The following is a 20,110-nucleotide window of genomic DNA, read 5'->3' as shown; positions in this document are numbered from 1 at the left end:
CAAGCCCGCTCGCCACATGAAGCATGCTAGCCACAACAAGCCTGCTCAGCCCATCAAGCCTGCTAGCCACAACAAGCCGGCTCACCACAAAATTGATGGGGGTGACTAAGAAGTAAAAGCAGGGGAGCGTAGTAGCTGTTGGGCTGGGATGAGCGCGCTTATTGCGCAGGCACCTTGTGGCGAGCGGGCTTGCCCCGCGTTGGGCTGCGCAGCAGCCCCAATCAGGTCACCGTAGTTTTTCAGAGATTCCGAGGTGGAGGGTTTTGGGGCTGCTTCGCAGCCCAACGCGGGACAAGCCCGCTCGCCACATGAAGCATGCTAGCCACAACAAGCCCACTCACCCCATCAAGCCTGCTAGCCACAACAAGCCTGCTCACCCCATCAAGCCTGCCAGGCACAACAAGCCGGCTCACCACAAAAAAGCCGCTCGTCGAAGCCAGCCCGGTATTCAAGCCAGGGCTTTTTCGATGGCCTGGATGATCGACGGGTCTTCCGGGGGGGTACGTGGCGAGAAACGCGCCAGGACCCGGCCGTCTTTACCAAGCAGGAATTTCTCGAAATTCCAGGTGATATCCCCAGGAAACTCGGCGCCCTCGCCCGCCAGCAGGCGGTACAGCTGGTGACGCTCAGGGCCATTCACATCGAGCTTGCTGCCCAGCGGGAACGTCACGCCATAGTTGAGGCTGCAGAACTCGCGGATTTCATCCTCGGTGCCCGGTTCCTGGCCTGCAAACTGGTTGCAAGGCAAGCCCAGCACGGTGAACCCCTGGTCCTTGTACTGCTGGTAGAGGTTCTCCAACGCCGCGTATTGCGGGGTCAAGCCACATTTGGAGGCGACGTTGACCACCAGCACGACTTGCCCCTTGAAGGGCGCCAGCGGCAGCTCTTGTCCGTCCAACGCTTTGAGTTTCAGGTCGTGGAAAGCACTCATGACGAACTCCAGATATCCCATGTTCTTCGCATTGCGACGTATCGAGATTACAACCCGCAAGCCTGCAATCATAGACGCCGATTACAAAACTCGCCTGCGGATTACTGAGCGGTCGGCCACGGCAAAATTGGAATCGCCGTGACCGCGTTCTGCGGGCTGCCTTCGATGAGGCGGTCGCTGTAGACCAGGTACACCAGGGTGTTGCGCTTCTTGTCGAGAAAGCGCACGACCTGCATGGTCTTGAACACCAACGAGGTGCGTTCCTTGAAGACCTCGTCGCCGTCCTTGAGTTCGCCCTTGAAGTGGATCGGGCCGACCTGGCGGCAGGCAATCGAAGCTTCGGCGCGGTCCTCGGCCAGGCCCAGGCCGCCCTTGACGCCGCCGGTCTTGGCACGCGACAGGTAGCAGGTCACGCCGTCGACCTTGGGGTCATCAAACGCTTCGACCACGATCCGATCGTTGGGGCCGACAAACTTGAACACCGTCGACACCTGACCGATCTCTTCAGCCGAAGCCAGCAACGGCATGGCCAGCAGCAGGCCGAGCAATCCCTTCATTAAACGCATCGTGTATTCCTTTGGTTAAACCAGGATCAGGTTATCGCGGTGCACCAGTTCCGGTTCCGCCATGTAACCCAAGAGTCCGACAATCGCATCAGACGATTGTCCGATAATTTTCTGCGCTTCCAGGGCGCTGTAGTTGGCCAGGCCACGGGCGATCTCACGACCATCCGGCGCCACGCACACCACCATTTCGCCACGGCGGAAGCTGCCCTGGACCAACTTGACGCCGACTGGCAGCAGGCTCTTGTTGCCTTGGGACAACGCCGATACCGCGCCTTCATCCAGCACCAGGGTGCCACGGGTTTGCAGATGACCGGCCAGCCACTGTTTGCGCGCCGCCAGCATGCCGCGTTCCGGCGACAGCAGCGTACCGATGCGCTCACCGGCCTTGAGGCGATCCAGCACGCGCTCCAGGCGCCCGCCGACGATGATCGTGTGGGCGCCGGAGCGTGCGGCCAAACGGGCTGCGCGCAGCTTGGTCTGCATGCCGCCACGGCCCAATGCACCGCCGACGCTGCCGGCCACGGCGTCCAGCGCCGGGTCATCGGCACGCGCTTCATAAATAAGCTGGGCATCGGGGTTGTTGCGTGGGTCGGCGTCGAACATGCCGTCGCGGTCGGTGAGGATCACCAGCAGGTCGGCTTCCACCAGGTTGGCCACCAGGGCGGCCAGGGTGTCGTTGTCGCCGAAACGGATTTCGTCGGTGACCACGGTGTCGTTTTCGTTGATCACCGGAATGACCTTGAGCTCCACCAGCGCGCGCAGGGTGCTGCGGGCATTGAGATAGCGCTTGCGGTCGGACAGGTCGTCGTGGGTCAGCAGGATCTGCGCCGTGTGGCGGCCGTGCTCGGCAAAGCTGGATTCCCAGGCTTGCACCAGGCCCATCTGGCCGATGGCGGCGGCGGCTTGCAGTTCGTGCATCGCGCTGGGTCGCGCGGTCCAGCCGAGGCGGCTCATCCCGGCGGCAACCGCCCCGGACGACACCAGCACCAACTCCACGCCCGCCTCATGCAAGGCCACCATCTGCTCGACCCAGACGCTCATGGCTGCGCGATCCAGCCCCTTGCCGTCTGCCGTCAGCAGCGCACTTCCGATCTTTACGACCCAGCGCTGCGCACCTGTCACTTTGCTCCGCATCTTCTTCAACCTTAGAGTGAGGGCTGCACGCGACCCAGCGCCGCCCATAACGTTATACCCGGATACCAAAACGCCGCTCCAGGGAGCGGCGTTCAAGTTTATCGCAACGGATCAGTCACGCACGTAAATGATTTCCGGACCGTCTTCATCATCCACGTCTTCTTCGTCCCAATCATCGTCGCCGATGTCATGGACCGACTTCACGCCACTGCGGCGCAGGGCACGCTGGTCATCCAGGGCCTGCAGCTGGGCGCGAGCTTCGTCTTCGATGCGCTGGTCGAGTTCGGCCAGTTCGGCCTTGAACACCGGATCGGCCGCCAGGCGGTCGGCACGGTCTTCGAGGTAGCGCATGATGTCGCGGGTCAGGCGCTCGGTGCCTTCTTTGGCGATGGCCGAGATCACGTAGACCGGACCTTCCCACTCCAGGCGATCGACGATTTCCTTGACGCGCTCCTCGTGTTCTTCTTCGAGGATCTGGTCGCACTTGTTCAGCACCAGCCAGCGATCACGCTCAGCCAGGGACGGGCTGAACTTGGTCAGCTCGCTGACGATCACTTCGGCGGCGTCCGGTGCGCTGGTGTCATCCAGCGGCGCCATGTCGACGAGGTGCAGCAGCAAACGGGTACGCGACAAGTGCTTGAGGAAGCGAATCCCCAGGCCAGCACCATCGGAAGCGCCTTCGATCAGGCCGGGAATGTCGGCGATCACGAAGCTTTTCCAGCGGTCGACGCTGACCACACCCAGGTTCGGCACCAGGGTAGTGAACGGGTAGTCGGCGACTTTCGGCTTGGCGGCCGAGACCGAGCGGATGAAGGTACTCTTGCCGGCATTCGGCAGGCCCAGCAGGCCCACGTCGGCGAGTACTTTCATTTCCAGCTTGAGGTCACGCTGCTCGCCTGGCTTGCCCGGCGTGGTCTGGCGCGGTGCACGGTTGGTACTGGACTTGAATCGGGTGTTACCCAGACCGTGCCAGCCGCCCTGCACTACCATCAACTTCTGGCCGGCCTTGGTCAGGTCGCCAATCACTTCCTGGGTCGCGGAGTCGATAATGGTGGTGCCGACCGGTACGCGCAGTACCAGGTCTTCGCCTTTCTTGCCGGTGCAGTCGGTGCTGCCGCCGTTGGAGCCACGCTCGGCATCGAAGTGCCGGGTGTAACGGTAGTCGACCAGGGTGTTGAGGTTTTCGTCGGCCATCATGTAGATGGAACCGCCGTCACCGCCGTCACCGCCGTTTGGACCACCGTTTTCGATGAATTTTTCGCGACGGAAACTCATGCAACCGTTACCGCCGTCGCCTGCTTTTACTCGGATGGAAACTTCATCAACGAACTTCATAACAAAACGCCTCTCGCCGCACGGACGAGCTTAAAAAACCAAGACATAAGACTCTTGCAAAAATGAGCGCAGCGACCTCAAGCAACGACCACACATCCAGCTGCTCTCGCCCATTACAAACAGCTTTGCAAGAGACTCACCCCACAAACGAAAAAGCCCCGTCGCAAGACAGGGCTTTTCCAGCGGTCTCGCAATTAAGCTGCGATAACGCTTACGTAACGACGACCGAAGGCGCCTTTTACTTCGAACTTGATCACGCCTTCGACTTTAGCGAAGAGGGTGTGATCTTTACCCATACCAACGCCGTAGCCAGCGTGGAATTGGGTGCCGCGCTGACGCACGATGATGTTGCCCGCTTTGATAGCCTGGCCGCCATACATCTTCACGCCAAGGCGTTTGGCTTCTGAGTCGCGACCGTTACGGGTACTACCACCAGCTTTTTTGTGTGCCATGAGTCAATTCTCCTAGTGAGGAATTAGGCTGAAATTAAGCCTGAATACCGGTGATTTTGATCTCGGTGTACCACTGGCGGTGGCCCATACGCTTCATGTGGTGCTTACGACGACGGAACTTGATGATGCGGACTTTATCGTGACGACCTTGGGAGATCACTTCAGCCACAACGGTAGCGCCAGCAACAACTGGAGCGCCGATGTTCACGTCATCGCCATTGGCGACCAACAGAACGCGATCAAAAGTAACGGATTCGCCGGTAGCGACTTCCAGTTTTTCGATCTTCAGGTATTCACCTGGGGCGACCTTGTATTGCTTGCCACCAGTAACAATTACTGCGTACGACATGGTATTTCTCCGATAATCCTGCTCACCCAGCGCTTTATAAGAAGAGGTATTGGCTGGCATGGCTGCATGGGATGGACGTCCCGAATGCAATTGCGTAAGGCAGGTGCTGCCCAGGAAGTTCAGGGTGCGCGATTGTACGCAAGGCTTTGATACGTTGCAAGTGGCCGCCTATCGCGCCTTGACACCCGGGGGTCAGGGTCCTAGCATGCCGCGCAACCCTTCTGGAGCGACTGTCGCTGATGCAACCCCAAGCTTTCTACCGCGCGGTCGCGGACGATTTTAGCGCCGTCGACGGCATCATCAAGCAGCAGCTGACGTCTAAAGTGCCGCTGGTCTCCAAAATTGGCGACTATATTACGTCGGCGGGCGGTAAGCGCCTGCGTCCTTTATTAGTGTTGCTGTGCGGCAAGGCCCTGGGTCGCGAAGGCGATGACGTGCGCCTGCTGGCCGCCACTATCGAGTTCCTGCACACCGCCACCCTGCTGCATGACGACGTGGTCGACATGTCCGGCATGCGCCGTGGCCGTGAGACCGCCAATGCGATGTGGGGCAACGCCCCGAGCGTGCTGGTGGGCGACTTCCTGTACTCGCGCTCGTTCGAAATGATGGTCGAGCTGGGCTCGATGCCGGTGATGAAGATTCTTTCACAGGCCACGCGCATCATCGCCGAAGGCGAAGTGTTGCAGCTGTCCAAGGTCCGCGACGCCAGCACCACCGAAGAAACCTATATGGAAGTGATTCGCGGCAAGACCGCGATGCTCTTCGAAGCCTCGACCCACAGCGCCGCCGCCCTGTGTGGCGCGACGGCCGAACAGGCCGAAGCCCTGCGCACCTTCGGGGATCACCTGGGCGTGGCGTTCCAGCTGGTCGACGACCTGCTCGACTACAAGGGCGATGCCGAGACCCTGGGCAAGAACGTCGGTGACGACCTGGCCGAGGGCAAGCCGACCTTGCCGCTGATCTACACCATGCGCGAAGGCACCCCGGAACAGGCCGCCCTGGTGCGCAAGGCGATCCAGAAAGGCGGGATCGAGGACCTGGAGGCCATCCGCGTCGCCGTGGAAGCCTCCGGTTCCCTCGAGTACACCGCGCAATTGGCGCGTGACTACGTGGCCCGTGCGATCAAATGCCTGGAAGCCCTTCCGGCCAGCGAATACCGGGATGCCCTGGTTGAGCTGAGTGAGTTCGCGGTCGCGCGGACGCACTGATTGCGCCGCACTTGATGTAGGAGCGGGCTTGCCTGCGATAGCGGTAGTGAATTCACTGCAGTCATCGCAGGCAAGCCCGCTCCTACATTAAGACCACATCGCCCCCTCCCCCTACAAATCCCTATATAATGTGCGACTTTTAGCCATCCCTGACTTTCAAGGAGCTTTAGTGAGCACGTTGCCACCCTGCCCGAAGTGCAATTCCGAATACACCTACGAAGACGGCGCCCAGCTGGTCTGCCCGGAATGCGCCCATGAATGGTCCGCCAGTGGCGAGGCCGAAGTGGCGGGCGATGAAACCGTGAAGAAAGACTCTGTGGGCAACGTCCTGCAGGACGGCGACACCATCACCGTGATCAAGGACCTCAAGGTCAAGGGCACGTCCCTGGTGGTCAAGGTCGGCACCAAGGTCAAGAACATCCGCCTGTGCGACGGCGACCACGATATCGATTGCAAGATCGACGGCATTGGCCCGATGAAACTCAAGTCCGAGTTCGTGCGCAAAGTCTGAATCTGCTGCACCCATCCCGCGCCCGCCGCGGGATGGCGTTTCGCCCTCTGCGTTGATCGAACGCAATATCCACACAGAAAAACCCGGAAACCGCCAATAGGCACTTGCTATTCTACGAATAAGAATTATTCTCATTGAAACTCATCAAGGAGAACGACCATGACTTATTTGATAGATGCCTGGCTGGATCGTCCACACCCTTACCTGCGGATCCTGCATCGGGAAACCGGCGAAGTCTGTGCGGTGCTGGAAGAAGAGGCACTCAATGAACTGCAGGACCAGGGCGACCTGGACGTGAATGGCCTGAGTTCGAGTGAACCCGGTGTACTCAAGGAAGTGGTGCGCAATCTGTTTCTGTTCTGCTATGCCCGAGCTTTGCGCCCGGCCACGGAACTCAATGGCAAGTTCCATCCATGAACCAGCCAACACACAGGCCCTGTGTGGCAGCTGGCTTGCCTGCGATGTCTTCCACTCGATAACAGCTCGGATCGAGTCGTCTGCATCGCGGGCAAGCCCGGCTCCCACATAAAGCAGGTCTTACAGAACGTCGAGCAGCTCGACGTCGAACACCAGAACGCTGTGCGGCGGGATGCTGCCAACGCCTTGAGCGCCGTAAGCCAGTTCGCTCGGCACGTACAGGCGCCATTTGCTGCCGGCATTCATCAGTTGCAGGGCTTCGGTCCAGCCGGCGATCACGCCACCCACCGGGAATTCTGCAGGCTGGCCGCGCTCGTAGGAGCTGTCGAACACCGTGCCGTCGATCAACGTGCCGTGGTAGTGAGTACGCACTTGGTCTTCACGGGTCGGCTTGGCGCCGTCACCTTGGGTCAACACTTCAAATTGCAGGCCGGAAGCCAGGGTGGTGATGCCGTCACGCTTGGCGTTTTCCGCCAGGAATGCCAGGCCGGCACCTGCAGCGGCTTCAGCCTTGGCAGCGGCTTCGGCTTGCATGATTTCGCGGATGACTTTGAAGCTCGCAGCCATTTGCTCCTGGTCAACGCGGCTTGGCTTGCCGGCGAACGCGTCGGTCAGGCCAGCCAGGATTGCGTCCAGGCTGACACCCGGTGGCGGGTTGTCGCGCAGTTGGTCGCCCAACTGACGGCCGATACCGTAGCTGACGCGGGTTTCGTCGGTGGACAGATTAACTTCGGACATGAAGAGGCTCCGCTGTAGGGCAGGGCTGAAAACACTGTTTTCCTGCACTGCCCGAAACTAAAAGGGCCAGCAGACTAGCACAGAATGTCAGTCCGGGATGAGCCGCGCGCAGCCCGCCGACCGAGCGCCGCTGGTCGGTTATGCGGCGGCGATGCCTATCGGCTTACGAATAAAGGTTCAGATTCCTTGCCCCCCGCCGATACAGCCCTACACAACTTGGCTGGCTCAAAGAACAACACCGTCCAGCAGACAGACATCAATTTTTGCGGAGCATTCGATGAACAGCTGGTTCGGCAACATTAGCGTCAATCTCAAACTCGGCCTGGGCTTCGGCCTGGTGCTGGTCCTCACGTCAATCCTGGCCCTGACCGGCTGGACCAGCCTGGGCGGCCTGATCGACCGCAGCAACTGGATGAGCGACATCACCCAGCTCAATGCGTCGCTGACCAAACTGCGGATCGTGCGCCTGCAGTACATGCTCGCCAACGGCGACGAAGCCGTGGCCCAGAACGTACAGACCAACCTGGACGCGTTCACGGCTCAGCAGCAGAAACTGCTGGACAGCTTCAAGAGCCCGGAAAACCGCAAGCTGCTCACCGAGCAGAAAAACATCATCACCGCCTACCAGCAGTCGTTGAACAAAATGCGCGAGGCCTACCGTAACGGTAATGCCTCTCGCCAGCTGATGGGCGAAAAGGCCGACATCGCCAATGCACAAATCAACGCGCTGGAAACCAGCGTGAAGCAAGCCCCGGACAGCTCCGAGCACCTGGCCCAGTTCCAGGCCGTCGCCGATGCCAAGATGCAATTCCAGTTGGCCCGCTACGAAGTGCGCGGCTACACCGGCAACGTCAACGCGGAAACCGAAGCCCGCGCCGCCGCACAAATCGAAAAAGCCATCAACGGCCTGAAGGGCCTCAGCGCCGTTTTCGGTGCCGGCCAGCAAAGCGCGTTGAGCGCGCTGGAAACCGCCCTGGGCGACTACCGCAGCGCCGTGCAGAACTACAAGGCTGCCAACGCCAACATCGTCGCCGCCCGCGCCGAAATGACCACCCAAGGCGCCGACATTGTCACCATCAGCGACAAGCTGTACGACATCCAGCTGGATCGCCGTGACGCCGAAAGCGCCCAGGCCCGCAGCCTGCAATTGATCAGCACGTTGCTGGCGCTGCTGGTCGGTGTCATTGCCGCCCTGGTGATCACCCGCCAGATCACCCGACCCTTGCAGGAAACCCTGGCCGTGGTGGAGCGCATCGCTTCCGGCGACCTGAGCCACAACATCCAGGTGACCCGCCGCGATGAACTCGGCGTGTTGCAACAAGGCATCCAGCGCATGGGCACGACCCTGCGCGAGCTGATCAGCGGCATTCGTGATGGCGTCACCCAGATCGCCAGCGCCGCCGAAGAGCTGTCGGCCGTGACCGAGCAGACCAGCGCCGGCGTAAACAGCCAGAAGATCGAGACCGACCAGGTCGCCACCGCGATGCATGAAATGACCGCCACCGTGCAGGAAGTGGCGCGCAATGCCGAGCAAGCCTCCCAGGCGGCTTCCGAAGCCGACGGCCAGGCCCGCGAAGGCGACAAGGTCGTGGCGGAAGCCATCGCCCAGATCGAGCGCCTGGCCACCGAAGTAGCGCGCTCCACCGACGCGATGACGCACCTGCAGCAAGAGAGCAACAAGATTGGCAGCGTAATGGACGTGATCAAGGCCGTAGCCGAACAGACCAACCTGCTCGCCCTCAACGCCGCGATTGAAGCGGCGCGTGCCGGTGAAGCCGGTCGCGGCTTTGCCGTGGTGGCCGATGAAGTGCGTGGCCTGGCCCAGCGCACACAGAAATCCACCGAGGAAATCGAAGGCCTGGTGGCCGGTTTGCAGAACGGCACCCAGCAAGTCGCCAATGTGATGAACAACAGCCGCAGCCTCACCGACAGCAGCGTCGAGCTGACGCGCAAGGCCGGCGTGTCGCTGGAGAACATCACCCGCACGGTGTCGAATATCCAGTCGATGAACCAGCAGATCGCCGCCGCCGCCGAACAGCAGAGCGCCGTTGCGGAAGAGATCAGCCGCAGCATTGTCAACGTGCGTGATGTGTCGGAGCAGACTGCAACGGCGAGCGACGAGACGGCCAAGTCCAGCGTTGAGCTGGCGCGTTTGGGCAGCCAATTGCAGCAGATGGTCAGTCACTTCCGGGTTTAAGCAACAAAAAGCCGCCTCGGTTTAAGCCGAGGCGGCTCCACTTCTCAGACCTTAGAGGTCATCGAAGCTGTCCCGCAGGAATGTCCACACGTGATTAGTGGCGTGATTACATAACCGGCCTAGTATCCGTCTGCGGGTTGATTGCGTCTTTTTAGATAGCAACCCCAGCCACTCACTGGGATTGCAAAAAAAACCGCCTACCCAGGCGGTTTTTTATTGCCTGCGATTGACCGATCAGCCCTCGCCTTCCTCGACAAACACCAGCCGATTGCCAAATGGGTCGCCGATGCTCATCTCCCGCGAGCCCCAAGGCGTTGCTTCAACCCCAGGCTTGGCATACCGATAATCCTTGGCCAGCAATTGCTGCTGGTAAGCGTCCACGCCCTGCGCCTGAATCCGCACCGCCGAGCCGGGCGAAGCATCGCCGTGGTGTTCGGACAGATGCAGCACGCAGTCGCCCAACGACACCTGCAAATACAGCGGGAAATTCGCTTCGAAGCGATGCTGCCAATCCACCTTGAACCCGAGGAAATCGACGTAAAACTCCAACGCCTTGGCCTCGTCGAAGATCCGCAGGATGGGGGTGACTTTTCCTAAGTGCATTGCGCTCGCTCCGTGTATGAGATCGCCCACTATAGAGACGAAAACCCGCCGCGCAAATCCCCGCTGCGCGCCAAAAACCGTCCCGGCCGCTGACCATTGGCCTGCCCGTCGCTGTAGCTCAGCACGCCATTGACCCACACACCGTCAATGCCCTCGGCGGCACGTTGCGGGGCTTTGAAGTCCGCCACATCGCGCACCTGCAGGGGATCGAACAACACCAGGTCAGCCCAATACCCTTCACGGATTTCACCGCGCTCAGCCAGGCCAAAACGCGCCGCCGACAACCCGGTCATTTTGTGCACCGCCGTGTGCAGTGGAAACAACCCCACGTCACGGCTGAAATGCCCCAGCACCCGTGGAAACGCGCCCCATAAACGCGGGTGCGGAAACGGGTCTTCGGGCAAACCGTCCGACCCCACCATCGACAGCGGATGCGCAAGGATGCGTCGTACATCCGCTTCATCCATCCCGTAGTACACCGCCCCTGCCGGTTGCAGGCGACGCGCCGCGTCCATCAGCGAAACGTCCCACTCGGCAGCGATGTCCTGCAAGTCACGCCCGCCCATTTCCGGATGCGGCGTGGACCAGGTGATGGTGATGCGAAACGCATCGGTGACTTGCTTGAGGTCCAGGGTCGAAGAACTCGCCGCATAGGGATAACAATCACAGCCCACCGGGTGGGTTTTCGCCGCCAGCTCCAGCGCCGCCAACAGCTGTGGACTACGCCCCCAGTTACCGGCACCGGCGCATTTGAGGTGGGAAATGATCACCGGCGCCTTGGCATGCCGGCCGATCAGGAAAGCCTCGTCCATCGCCTCCAGCACCGGCTCGAATTCGCTGCGCAGATGGGTGGTGTACACCGCACCGAAGGCCGTCAGTTCTTCACTCAGTTGCAGCACTTCATCGGTCTCGGCATCGAACGCACTGGCGTAGGCCAGGCCTGTGGATAAGCCCAGCGCGCCGGCTTCGAGACTTTCCTGCAACTGCGCCCGCATGTGCGCGATTTCACCGGGCGTGGCGGTGCGGTGCAGATCGTCCATATGGTTGCTGCGCAGCGCCGTGTGGCCGATCAGCGCGGCGACGTTGACGGCCGGGTGAGCGTTTTCGACCGCCAGGCGGTAGTCGATAAAACGCGGATAGGCGAAGGCTTCACGCGTGCCCAACAGGTTCATCGGGTCCGGCGGCGCGGCGCGCAGGCTCACCGGCGACGCACTGATGCCACAGTTGCCGACGATCACCGTGGTCACACCCTGGCTGAGCTTGGGCAGCATCTGCGGCTGGCGGATCACCACCGTGTCATCGTGGGTGTGCACGTCGATGAAACCCGGTGCCAGCACCCGGCCCGCGGCCTCGATTTCATGCTCGGCGCGTGCTGCCGACAAATCGCCGATCGTTGCGATGCGCCCGTCGCGCAGCCCCACATCGGCAACATAGCCTTCGGTGTTGCTGCCATCGATGATCAGCGCCTGGCGAATCAGCGTGTCGTACTTCATATCAGTCTCCAAGCGGCAGGCTGTCAGGGCCGCCGCGATAATCGTCCAGGGCCAGCTTGATCCGGCGCAGGCGTTCCTGGTTGTCGTCCGGCATGGCCAGCGCCAGCTCGGTGGCGAGCAGGTCGATGGCCAGCAGCATTCCGTAGCGCGCCGCCGTGGGTTTGTAGATAAAACTGGTTTCGGCCGGTTGCAGCGGCAGCAGGACATCCGCCAATTCGGCCAGTGGAGAATCGGCCAGGGTGATAGCGACGATGCGCGCGTCATAGTTGCGCGCCAGCTTCACCACCTCCAGCAACTCGGGCGTGAGGCCGGTCAGCGAGCAGACGATCAGTGCCTGTTCGGGCCCCAGCGTCGCGGCCGTGACCCGCATCATCACCGGGTCATGGCTGGCAGCAATCGGGTACCCCAGGCGCACCAGGCGCACCTGCAACTCGTCGCTGCACAGGCTCGATGGGCCGCCCATGCCGAAGGCGTGAATCATCCGCGCCTTGCCGAGCAGGTTGACCGCATCGACAAAACTCGCCTGGTTGAACCCCGACAAATGCTGACGCAACGTCGTTTCGATATCGCCGAGTATCTGCCGATGAAACGCCGACTGCTCGGGCAGCCCCGCCGGGTCCAGGAAGCGACTGCCGACACCACTGGCCTGGGCCAGCTGCAGGCGCAGATCGCGCAAGTCGCGACAGCCGACACTGCGCGCAAACCGCGACAAGGTTGCGGTGCTGACTTCGGCCCGCTGGGACAACTCTTCCAGGCTGGCCGACGCGGCAAATGCCACATCCTCAAGCATCAGCCTGGCGATACGCCCTTCGCCGGCGCTGAAGGAATCCTGGCGGGCGCGGATCTGGTAGAGGATGTCCATGGGGTCTCCGGGTTACAAAATGCAGGACAGACCATACGTGAGACCGAAGGCGACCACCGAAATCAGGGTCTCCAATACGGTCCAGGTCTTGAAGGTCTGGATCACCGTCATATTGAAGTATTCCTTGATCAGCCAGAAGCCGCCGTCGTTGACGTGGGAAAAGATTACCGAACCCGCACCGGTGGCCAGCACCAGCAATTCAGGGTGTGGATAACCCATTCCCAGGGCAACCGGCGCTACCACGCCGGATGCGGTGGTCATGGCCACCGTGGCCGAACCCGTGGCAATGCGCATCAGGGCTGCAAACAGCCACCCCATCACCAGCGGCGACAACTGGAACGCATGGGCCAGGCCAAGGATTTCATTGGTGACGCCTGCATCCACAAGGATCCGGTTCAGGCCACCGCCCGCGCCCACCAGCAAGGTGATGCTCGCGGTCGGCGCCAGGCATTCATTGGTGAACTTGAGGATCGACTCGCGGTTGAAGCCTTGCGCCAGGCCCAGGGTCCAGAAGCTCACCAGGGTCGCCACCAGCAGGGCGATCACCGAGTTGCCGATAAACAACAGGAATTGGTTGAACCCGGTGCCCGGGGTGGAAATGACGTTGGCCCAACCGCCGATCATCATCAGCACCACCGGCAACAGGATGGTACCCATGGTCAGCGCAAAGCTCGGCAAACGCTCGCGAGGCTCGCGCTCGATGAACTGGCGTTCCAGCGGGTTTTCCGCCGACAGATGAATACGCGGCACGATGAATTTGGCATACACGGGACCGGCGATGATCGCCGTCGGGATGCCGATGAGGATCGCGTAGAGCACGGTCTGCCCCACCGATGCGTTATAGGCCAGCACCGCCATCATCGCCGCCGGGTGCGGCGGCACCAGCGCATGCACCACCGACAAGCCGGCGACCATCGGCAGCCCGACCATCAGGATCGACACGCCCACGCGCCGCGCCACGGTAAAGGCGATCGGCACCAGCAGCACAAAACCGACCTCGAAAAACAGCGGCAGCCCCACCAGGAAGGCGATGCACACCATGGCCCAGTGGGCATTGCGCTCGCCGAAGCGGTTGATCAGCGTGCGCGCCACCTGCTCGGCGCCGCCGGATTCGGCCATCATCTTGCCGAGCATGGTGCCCAGCGCCACCACCAGGGCGATGTGCCCCAGCGTCTTGCCGACACCCGCCTCATAAGACCCCATGATGGTGTCCGCCGGCATCCCGGCCATCAGCGCGAGGCCGATGGACACCAGGGTGATGACGATAAACGGGTTGAGTCGGTAACGTGCAATCAGCACGATCAATGCAATGATGGCAATGGCAGCGTATGCCAATAGCCCAAAGCCCGGTAATGCGGCCATGCGGTACTCCTCGGAAAGGGTCACGTCGAATTGGTTGTGAAACTCATAAATCATTACCGAGGAGCATTTTCAAATTTTATGAAAGTAATTTTCGCCCACAGACACGTGCTGTCGCGTTGGGATATGCCCGACACGCACGCATGAAAATTCAAGGTGTGTTCTTACATGAAGATCAGCAACTGCCGGAAACTCAGGGGCGGGCGTTGAGTCATAGAATGCGCATCCACTCATGCCCAGGAAAATCGACCATGATTCGCACCTCCCTCGCCGCCGGCGCGCTGTTTCTGACCTTGTGCGGCGCTGCCTCGGCCGCCGATAACGCGGCGCTGAAAAAATGCATGGACGGCGCCAACACGACCGCCGACATGGTCGGTTGCAACGCCAAGGAAGCCAAGGTGCAGGACGATCGCCTGAACCGCGCCTACAAGACCGCCCTCGCCGCCCAGGAAGGCGCGCGCAAACAGCAGCTGCAGGACGTGCAGCGCCTGTGGATAAAATACCGCGACGCCAATTGTGCCTTCGCCGGCAGTGCCACCGGCGGCACGATCGACCAGGTCAATGGCTCCGGCTGCGTGCTGGACATGACCCAGACCCGCGCCCAGGAACTCGAAGACCTGGTCGGGCCATAATTCCCCTTGTAGAAGCCGGCAGGTTAATCGTGATGGACCTTGGCGCGCTTGAGCAGCTTCTTGCAGCGCTCGGACAAATGCAGCACCCGCAGGTGCTTGCCGGCCTTGATGTAGCGCTCGCGCAGGGTCATCAGCGCGGCAATCGCTGAATAGTCGACAAAGCTCAGGTGACGGCAGTCCAGCGTCACCTCGGCCGGGTCGTTGGCTGGATCGAATTGATTCAGGAATGGCGTAGTCGAGGCGAAGAACAAGGTGCCGTGCAGGCGATAGAGCTTGCTGCCGTCGGCCTCCAGGTGCTCATCGGCATACAACTCCCGCGCCTGTTGCCAGGCAAAATTCAGCGCGGCAATCACGATGCCGCACAGCACGGCGGTGGCCAGGTCGGTGAACACGGTGATCACCGTCACCGCGAGAATCACCAGCACGTCATTGAACGGCACTTTGTTGATGACCCGCAGCGACGCCCAGGCGAAGGTCTGCTGGGACACCACAAACATCACCCCCACCAGCGCCGCCAGCGGGATCCGCTCGATCAGCGGTGACAGAAACAGAACGAACAACAGGATCATCACCCCGGCGAACACCCCGGAAAAACGCCCGCGCCCGCCAGAACTGAGGTTGATCACGGTTTGCCCGATCATCGCGCAACCGCCCATGCCACCGAACAGGCCCGAGACCATATTCGCCGCCCCCAGGGCCACGCTTTCGCGGTCGGGGTAGCCCCGGCTTTCGGTGATTTCGTCGGTGAGGTTCAAGGTCAGCAGGGTTTCCAGCAGGCCGACCATGGCCATCAGGAACGCGTAGGGCGCGATGATGCCGAGGGTTTCCAGGGTCCAGGGGATCTGCGGCAGGGCAAAGGTCGGCAGGCCGCCGGCGATGTGGGCCATGTCGCCGAGGGTGCGGGTCGGCAGGCCGAGCAGGTACACCGCCAGGCCCACGCCGAGAATCGCCACCAGGGCCGGCGGCACGGCGCGCGTTATGCGCGGCAGCAGGTAGACGATGGCCATGGTCACCAGCACCAGGCCGGTCATCACATACAACGGCGTACCGCTGAGCCAGGTGTCACCGCTTTTGAAGTGTTCCAGTTGCGCCAGCGCAATAATGATCGCCAGGCCGTTGACGAACCCCAGCATCACCGGGTGCGGCACCATGCGCACCAGCTTGCCCAGGCGCAACAGGCCGAACGCGACCATGATCAGGCCGCCCAGCAGCACCGTCGCCAGCAGGTACTCCACGCCGTGCTGTACCACGAGCGCGACGATCACCACCGCCATCGAGCCCGCCGCCCCCGACACCATGCCGGGCCGGCCGCCAAACAGCGCCGTGAGAGTGCAGATGATAAAGGCGCCGTAGAGGCCCATCAGCGGGTTGAGGTGGGCGACCAGGGCAAAGGCGATGCATTCGGGCAGCAACGCAAAAGACGTGGTGAGGCCGGCCAGGGCATCGGCGCGCAGACGGGTGAGGTTCATGAGGTACCAGGGCATTGCGGGGATAAGGCCGGGAATGGTACGGAATTGAGCGCGGCAGAACCAGATTTTTCAGGCAGGCACTCCCCGGTGGGGAACGGGCCGGTTGTGACAAACGGAGTCGTTCTGACAGGCACGCGTGTGTGGCGGACGGGCTTGGTGTGATAGGCAATTTCGTGTGGCGGACGCGTTCCATGTGGCGAGCGGGCTTGCCCCGCGTTGGGCTGCGAAGCAGCCCCCCCAAACCATTCAGCGCATATCTGTCGGAATATAGGTGGTGGCTGGGATGGGGCTGCTTCGCAGCCCAACGCGGGGCAAGCCCGCTCGCCACAAAAAGCCCGGCCGCCCAACTACAACTACAGCCATAGCCACAGCTACAGCCACAAGTTGAGCGGCAGAAAACTCAGACCATCTCGTGGCGAATCCACTCCACCACCGACGTACGCTTCGGCGCCCAGCCCAGCAGTTCACGCGCGTGTTTGCCGCGCACGCGGCTGTTGGAGCCCAGGCCATAGTTGGCCATTTCATAGCCCCACTCGGCTTCAGCCTCGGCCAATGGCCAATCCTGCGGCTGGCCCAGGTTCAGGGCGGCGGCAATCGCGGTGGTCATGTCGATAAACGCCGCCTCGCCGCTTTCCACAAAGTAGAAGGTGCCCGGCACGTTCCTGGTCAGCGCCAGCAGATACAGGGCCACCACGTCGTCAATGTGCACGTTGGACCAGATGTTCTGCCCGGTCCCCACGTGGCGCACCACGCCGCTCTTGCGGGCCTGCTTGAGCAAGCGCGGCAATTGCACGCTGTCCCGCTTCACACCCAGGCTGTGCCCGTAGATCAAGGTGTTGCAGATCACCGCCGAGTTCACGCCGTCGTTGGCGGCCGCCAGGATCAGGTTGTCGATGGCCACGCGCGCAGCCTTGTCGACCGTCGGCGCCGGCAGGTTGTCTTCAAAGTAGATGACATCACTGGCCTTGCCGCCGGATGCATCACCAACAATGCTCGAACCGCTGGTGTGCAGGAATGGCTTGTTCGAACCTTTCAACGCCGCCAGCAAGGTTTCCACGGCAGCACGATGGTCGCTGCTCGCAGCGTTGATCACCGCATCGGCGCGCTTGGCCTGCTCGGTCAATACGCCGGCGTCATCCAGGGTGCCGATGACTGGGGTAATGCCCAGGGCGCTCATTTCAGCCGCTTGCTCGGCGCTGCGCACCAGGCCGGTAACGTGATGGCCGGCCTTGACCAGGCCCGTGGCGATGGAGCCGCCGATAAAACCTGCAGCGCCGGTGACGAATACGTTCATGGAGTGTGCTCCTGACTGGGTAAGTGATGGGCCCATTGTTACGGACCCCTCCCTGGCGAATAAGCCCCTGGTGCCCAATTCACTCTTGCGCGCAGGTCACGAATCAACGGGCATAGCGCGCCAATTTGGCCTGGATGAAGTCCAGGAAGCACTGGATGCGCAGCGCCAGTTGCGAGTTGCGGTAGAACACTGCGTGGATCGGCTGGCGATAACCGGTATTGAACGCTTCCAGCACCGGCACCAGGCGCCCGGCGCTGATGTCTTCCAGGGTCATGAAATTCGACAGGCAGCAAATCCCCTGCCCTGCCAACGCCAGGTGACGCAGCGTTTCGCCACTCGACGCAGCAATCCCCGGCTGGATCAGCCAGCGGTCGCCCTCCACATGGCGCAATGGCCAGTGGTTGAGGGTTTCGGTCTGGGTAAACCCCAGCAACGTGTGGTCGGCCAGCTCGGCCACCGTTGCCGGGGCGCCGTGCTGCTTGAGGTATTCAGGGCTGGCGAGGATATGCAGCGGCGACCAGCCGAGGGCGCGCGCATGCAGGGTCGAATCGGCCAGCACGCCGATGCGAATGGCAATGTCGGTGCTCTGTTCCAGCAGGTCGATGATCAAGTCATCGCTGTTCAGCTCCAACTGGATATCCGGGTACAAACGGCGAAACTCGTCGATGTACGGCACGATCCCATGCAGCATGAACGGTACGGCAGCATTGATGCGCAGGCGCCCGGCCGGATTTTTCTGACGCGACGACAAGCGTTCTTCCAGCTCCTCCATCTGCGCCAGGATCACCTTGGCCTGCTCGAAGAAGTATTTACCCTCCTCGGTCAGGTCCATGCGCCGCGTGGTGCGGTTGATCAACGTGGTGTCGAGCTTGGCTTCAAGGCGCGACAGGGTGCGGCTGACCGCAGAGGGCGTCTGCCCGACCTGCTCCGCTGCGGCGGAAATCGAACCGCATTCAATCACGCTGACAAAGATCTGGAGCTCATCGGATCGGGCTTTCACAGGCTGTCCTCTTTATCGATTCCTGCCAGCTTACACCGAGAGGTTGAACACCTGCGCCAGGTGCTGCTCGTAGCGCGCCACGTCGGCCTCGATGGCCGGGCGTTTCATCACGTCCACGCACAGGAAGGTCGGCAGGCCGGTCATGCCGAGGAACTCGTTGGCCTTGTGGAACGCAAAGTACACCGCGTCGACGCCCTTGGCCTCAAAGAAATCGCTCGGGTCGTCGAAGGCTTGCTGCGGCGCGTTCCAGGTCAGCGAGAGCATGTACTGCTTGCCCTGGATCAGGCCGCCGCTGCCGTATTTCTGCGACGAATCGGAACGGGTGCGGCCGTCGCTGGCGTACAGGCTGCCGTGGCCTTCGGTGAAGACTTCGTCGATGTACTTTTTGACGATCCACGGTGCGCCCATCCACCAGCCGGGCATCTGGTAGATGATCACGTCGGCCCAGAGGAATTTGGCCACTTCTTCGGCGACATCGTAGCCTTCGTCAATGTGGGTGACTTTGACGTCGATACCGCCACGGTCCAGCACGGCCACGGCGGCGTCGTGCAGGGTGGCGTTGTAGCGACCATCGGAGTGGGCGAACTTTTTACCGCCGTTGAGCAGGAGGACTTTTTTCATCGCAGGGATCCAAGGGGTTAGAAATGTCTGGCGGCAGACTAGCGACTCGCAACCCTGGGAATAAGCGGTGGTGCAGCAAAATACATTTGACCCCTACGCACGAATAACTACGTACTCGTGAATTATCCGCCAATCAGCAGGTGCCCCCCCAACAGCGCCATACCGATGAAAAATACGCGTTTGAACACCACCGCGCTGATGCGCTGGCGCAGCGTCTGGCCCAGCCACATCCCCAGCAGCGCCGGGAACAACGCCAAGATCGAGGCGTTGATTTCGCCACCGCCGAGGTTGCCGCGCCAGGCCAAACCGGCGGCCAGCGCCAGCGTCGAAACCGTGAACGACAGGCCCAGCGCCTGCACCAACTCATCGCGGTTCAAGCCCAATGCCTGCAGGTACGGCACAGCCGGAATCACAAACACACCGGTGGCCGAGGTGATCACCCCCGTGATCAGCCCACACAGCGGGCCGAGCCAGCGTTCGGTCTCGGGCTTTACCTTGAGCGTGGGCAAAAACAGCCCGCTCAATGCGTACACCAGCAAGGCTCCGCCGAGCGCACGCACCACCCAATGGCCGCCGTCCATGCCCAGCCACACGCTGCCGAGCCCGGTGCCGAGAAAAATCAGCAACAGCAGCGGCCACAGGCGCTTGAACAAGGCGCTCAGGTGCCCGCCGAAGGCCAGTTGCCAGAGATTGGTGACTGTCGAGGGAATGATCAGCAACGCCGCAGCCTGCGCCGGCAGCATAGCCAGGCCGAGCATGCCCATGGCGACGGTGGGCAGGCCGAGGCCGATCACCCCCTTGACGGTGCCGGCCAGCAGGAAGGTGCCGATCACCAGCAGCGTCAGGGCTGGGCCGAGGTTTTGGTAGAAGGTCAGGAAGGTATTCATGGGGCGATTGTGAGGGGTTTCGATGCGGGGGGAAATTCGCCATATACTGAGG

General features: G+C 61.6%; 21 protein-coding genes and 1 pseudogene. 6 read left to right on the top strand and 16 right to left on the bottom strand.

Annotated elements, in window-relative coordinates; genetic code table 11:
• Positions 1-448 precede the first annotated feature (448 nt).
• The 6 genes from BBG20_RS25735 to rplU form a co-directional block, all read right to left on the bottom strand.
• Complete coding sequence (locus BBG20_RS25735; protein ID WP_065908472.1) at positions 449-931, bottom strand: glutathione peroxidase; 483 nt, start codon at positions 929-931, stop codon at positions 449-451.
• 101 nt (positions 932-1,032) lie between these two features.
• The gene (locus BBG20_RS25730) at positions 1,033-1,497 is read right to left on the bottom strand and encodes a CreA family protein (RefSeq protein WP_065908470.1); all 465 of its coding nucleotides are present in this window, start codon (positions 1,495-1,497) and stop codon (positions 1,033-1,035) included.
• Between the two features lie 15 nt (positions 1,498-1,512).
• Positions 1,513-2,631 carry a glutamate 5-kinase gene (proB, locus tag BBG20_RS25725; protein WP_005791305.1) on the bottom strand — a complete coding sequence of 373 codons (1,119 nt, stop codon included), beginning with the start codon at positions 2,629-2,631 and terminating at the stop codon, positions 1,513-1,515.
• A 111-nt stretch (positions 2,632-2,742) separates the two neighbouring features.
• The gene (gene cgtA, locus BBG20_RS25720) at positions 2,743-3,966 is read right to left on the bottom strand and encodes an Obg family GTPase CgtA (protein WP_010206489.1); all 1,224 of its coding nucleotides are present in this window, start codon (positions 3,964-3,966) and stop codon (positions 2,743-2,745) included.
• A gap of 194 nt (positions 3,967-4,160) precedes the next feature.
• Positions 4,161-4,418: a 50S ribosomal protein L27 gene (gene rpmA / locus BBG20_RS25715; RefSeq protein ID WP_003205738.1), complete on the bottom strand. Its 258-nt coding sequence runs from the start codon at positions 4,416-4,418 to the stop codon at positions 4,161-4,163.
• Positions 4,419-4,452: 34 nt separating this feature from the next.
• On the bottom strand, positions 4,453-4,767 hold the full coding sequence (gene rplU / locus BBG20_RS25710; protein ID WP_007950961.1) for a 50S ribosomal protein L21: 315 nt from the start codon (positions 4,765-4,767) through the stop codon (positions 4,453-4,455).
• 239 nt (positions 4,768-5,006) lie between these two features.
• Between rplU and BBG20_RS25705 the strand changes: the two genes are divergently transcribed.
• The 3 genes from BBG20_RS25705 to BBG20_RS25695 all read left to right on the top strand — a co-directional run bounded on the left by BBG20_RS25705 (position 5,007) and on the right by BBG20_RS25695 (position 6,903).
• The gene (locus tag BBG20_RS25705) at positions 5,007-5,975 is read left to right on the top strand and encodes a polyprenyl synthetase family protein (RefSeq protein WP_065908467.1); all 969 of its coding nucleotides are present in this window, start codon (positions 5,007-5,009) and stop codon (positions 5,973-5,975) included.
• A 169-nt stretch (positions 5,976-6,144) separates the two neighbouring features.
• Complete coding sequence (locus BBG20_RS25700; RefSeq protein ID WP_065908466.1) at positions 6,145-6,486, top strand: zinc ribbon domain-containing protein YjdM; 342 nt, start codon at positions 6,145-6,147, stop codon at positions 6,484-6,486.
• A gap of 159 nt (positions 6,487-6,645) precedes the next feature.
• A complete protein-coding gene (locus BBG20_RS25695) occupies positions 6,646-6,903 on the top strand; it encodes a PA4570 family protein (RefSeq protein WP_003194088.1) in 258 nt (85 codons plus the stop codon).
• 120 nt (positions 6,904-7,023) lie between these two features.
• Here the strand turns inward: BBG20_RS25695 and BBG20_RS25690 are convergent, their stop codons facing one another.
• Complete coding sequence (locus tag BBG20_RS25690; protein ID WP_065908463.1) at positions 7,024-7,641, bottom strand: FKBP-type peptidyl-prolyl cis-trans isomerase; 618 nt, start codon at positions 7,639-7,641, stop codon at positions 7,024-7,026.
• 97 nt (positions 7,642-7,738) lie between these two features.
• On the opposite strand from BBG20_RS25690, the pseudogene BBG20_RS33585 reads away from it, so the two are divergent.
• Together BBG20_RS33585 and BBG20_RS33580 are read left to right on the top strand one after the other, a co-directional pair.
• A pseudogene (locus BBG20_RS33585) lies at positions 7,739-8,983 on the top strand (methyl-accepting chemotaxis protein); the annotation flags it as partial.
• A complete protein-coding gene (locus BBG20_RS33580; protein WP_371920688.1) occupies positions 8,975-9,838 on the top strand; it encodes a methyl-accepting chemotaxis protein in 864 nt (287 codons plus the stop codon). The pseudogene BBG20_RS33585 and the gene BBG20_RS33580, both read left to right, overlap by 9 nt.
• A gap of 234 nt (positions 9,839-10,072) precedes the next feature.
• Here BBG20_RS33580 and BBG20_RS25680 read toward each other — a convergent pair whose 3' ends face one another.
• Genes BBG20_RS25680 through BBG20_RS25665 form a run of 4 tightly spaced genes read right to left on the bottom strand, consistent with a single transcriptional unit; the run spans position 10,073 to position 14,158 of the window.
• Positions 10,073-10,441 carry a glyoxalase superfamily protein gene (locus BBG20_RS25680; RefSeq protein ID WP_065908461.1) on the bottom strand — a complete coding sequence of 123 codons (369 nt, stop codon included), beginning with the start codon at positions 10,439-10,441 and terminating at the stop codon, positions 10,073-10,075.
• 29 nt (positions 10,442-10,470) lie between these two features.
• Positions 10,471-11,934 carry an N-acyl-D-amino-acid deacylase family protein gene (locus tag BBG20_RS25675; RefSeq protein WP_065908460.1) on the bottom strand — a complete coding sequence of 488 codons (1,464 nt, stop codon included), beginning with the start codon at positions 11,932-11,934 and terminating at the stop codon, positions 10,471-10,473.
• A gap of 1 nt (position 11,935) precedes the next feature.
• On the bottom strand, positions 11,936-12,796 hold the full coding sequence (locus BBG20_RS25670) for a MurR/RpiR family transcriptional regulator (protein ID WP_065908458.1): 861 nt from the start codon (positions 12,794-12,796) through the stop codon (positions 11,936-11,938).
• A gap of 12 nt (positions 12,797-12,808) precedes the next feature.
• Positions 12,809-14,158: a GntT/GntP/DsdX family permease gene (locus BBG20_RS25665; protein WP_226939969.1), complete on the bottom strand. Its 1,350-nt coding sequence runs from the start codon at positions 14,156-14,158 to the stop codon at positions 12,809-12,811.
• 248 nt (positions 14,159-14,406) lie between these two features.
• On the opposite strand from BBG20_RS25665, the gene BBG20_RS25660 reads away from it, so the two are divergent.
• Positions 14,407-14,787, top strand: coding sequence for a lysozyme inhibitor LprI family protein (locus BBG20_RS25660; protein ID WP_065908454.1), 381 nt, complete (start codon positions 14,407-14,409; stop codon positions 14,785-14,787).
• Between the two features lie 23 nt (positions 14,788-14,810).
• Here BBG20_RS25660 and BBG20_RS25655 read toward each other — a convergent pair whose 3' ends face one another.
• The 5 genes from BBG20_RS25655 to BBG20_RS25635 form a co-directional block, all read right to left on the bottom strand.
• Positions 14,811-16,256, bottom strand: a complete 1,446-nt coding sequence (locus tag BBG20_RS25655) for a SulP family inorganic anion transporter (RefSeq protein WP_065908452.1) — start codon at positions 16,254-16,256, stop codon at positions 14,811-14,813.
• Between the two features lie 400 nt (positions 16,257-16,656).
• Positions 16,657-17,550: an NAD-dependent epimerase/dehydratase family protein gene (locus BBG20_RS25650; RefSeq protein WP_065908450.1), complete on the bottom strand. Its 894-nt coding sequence runs from the start codon at positions 17,548-17,550 to the stop codon at positions 16,657-16,659.
• A gap of 103 nt (positions 17,551-17,653) precedes the next feature.
• Complete coding sequence (locus tag BBG20_RS25645) at positions 17,654-18,550, bottom strand: LysR family transcriptional regulator (RefSeq protein WP_065908448.1); 897 nt, start codon at positions 18,548-18,550, stop codon at positions 17,654-17,656.
• Between the two features lie 30 nt (positions 18,551-18,580).
• Positions 18,581-19,171: an NAD(P)H-dependent oxidoreductase gene (locus BBG20_RS25640; protein WP_065908447.1), complete on the bottom strand. Its 591-nt coding sequence runs from the start codon at positions 19,169-19,171 to the stop codon at positions 18,581-18,583.
• 122 nt (positions 19,172-19,293) lie between these two features.
• Positions 19,294-20,058 carry a sulfite exporter TauE/SafE family protein gene (locus BBG20_RS25635; protein WP_065908443.1) on the bottom strand — a complete coding sequence of 255 codons (765 nt, stop codon included), beginning with the start codon at positions 20,056-20,058 and terminating at the stop codon, positions 19,294-19,296.
• Positions 20,059-20,110: the final 52 nt, after the last annotated feature.

Origin of the sequence: Pseudomonas aylmerensis, from assembly GCF_001702265.1 — a bacterium.
Taxonomy (GTDB): Bacteria; Pseudomonadota; Gammaproteobacteria; order Pseudomonadales; family Pseudomonadaceae; genus Aquipseudomonas; species Aquipseudomonas aylmerensis.
This window is presented reverse-complemented; position numbering and strand designations above follow the sequence as displayed.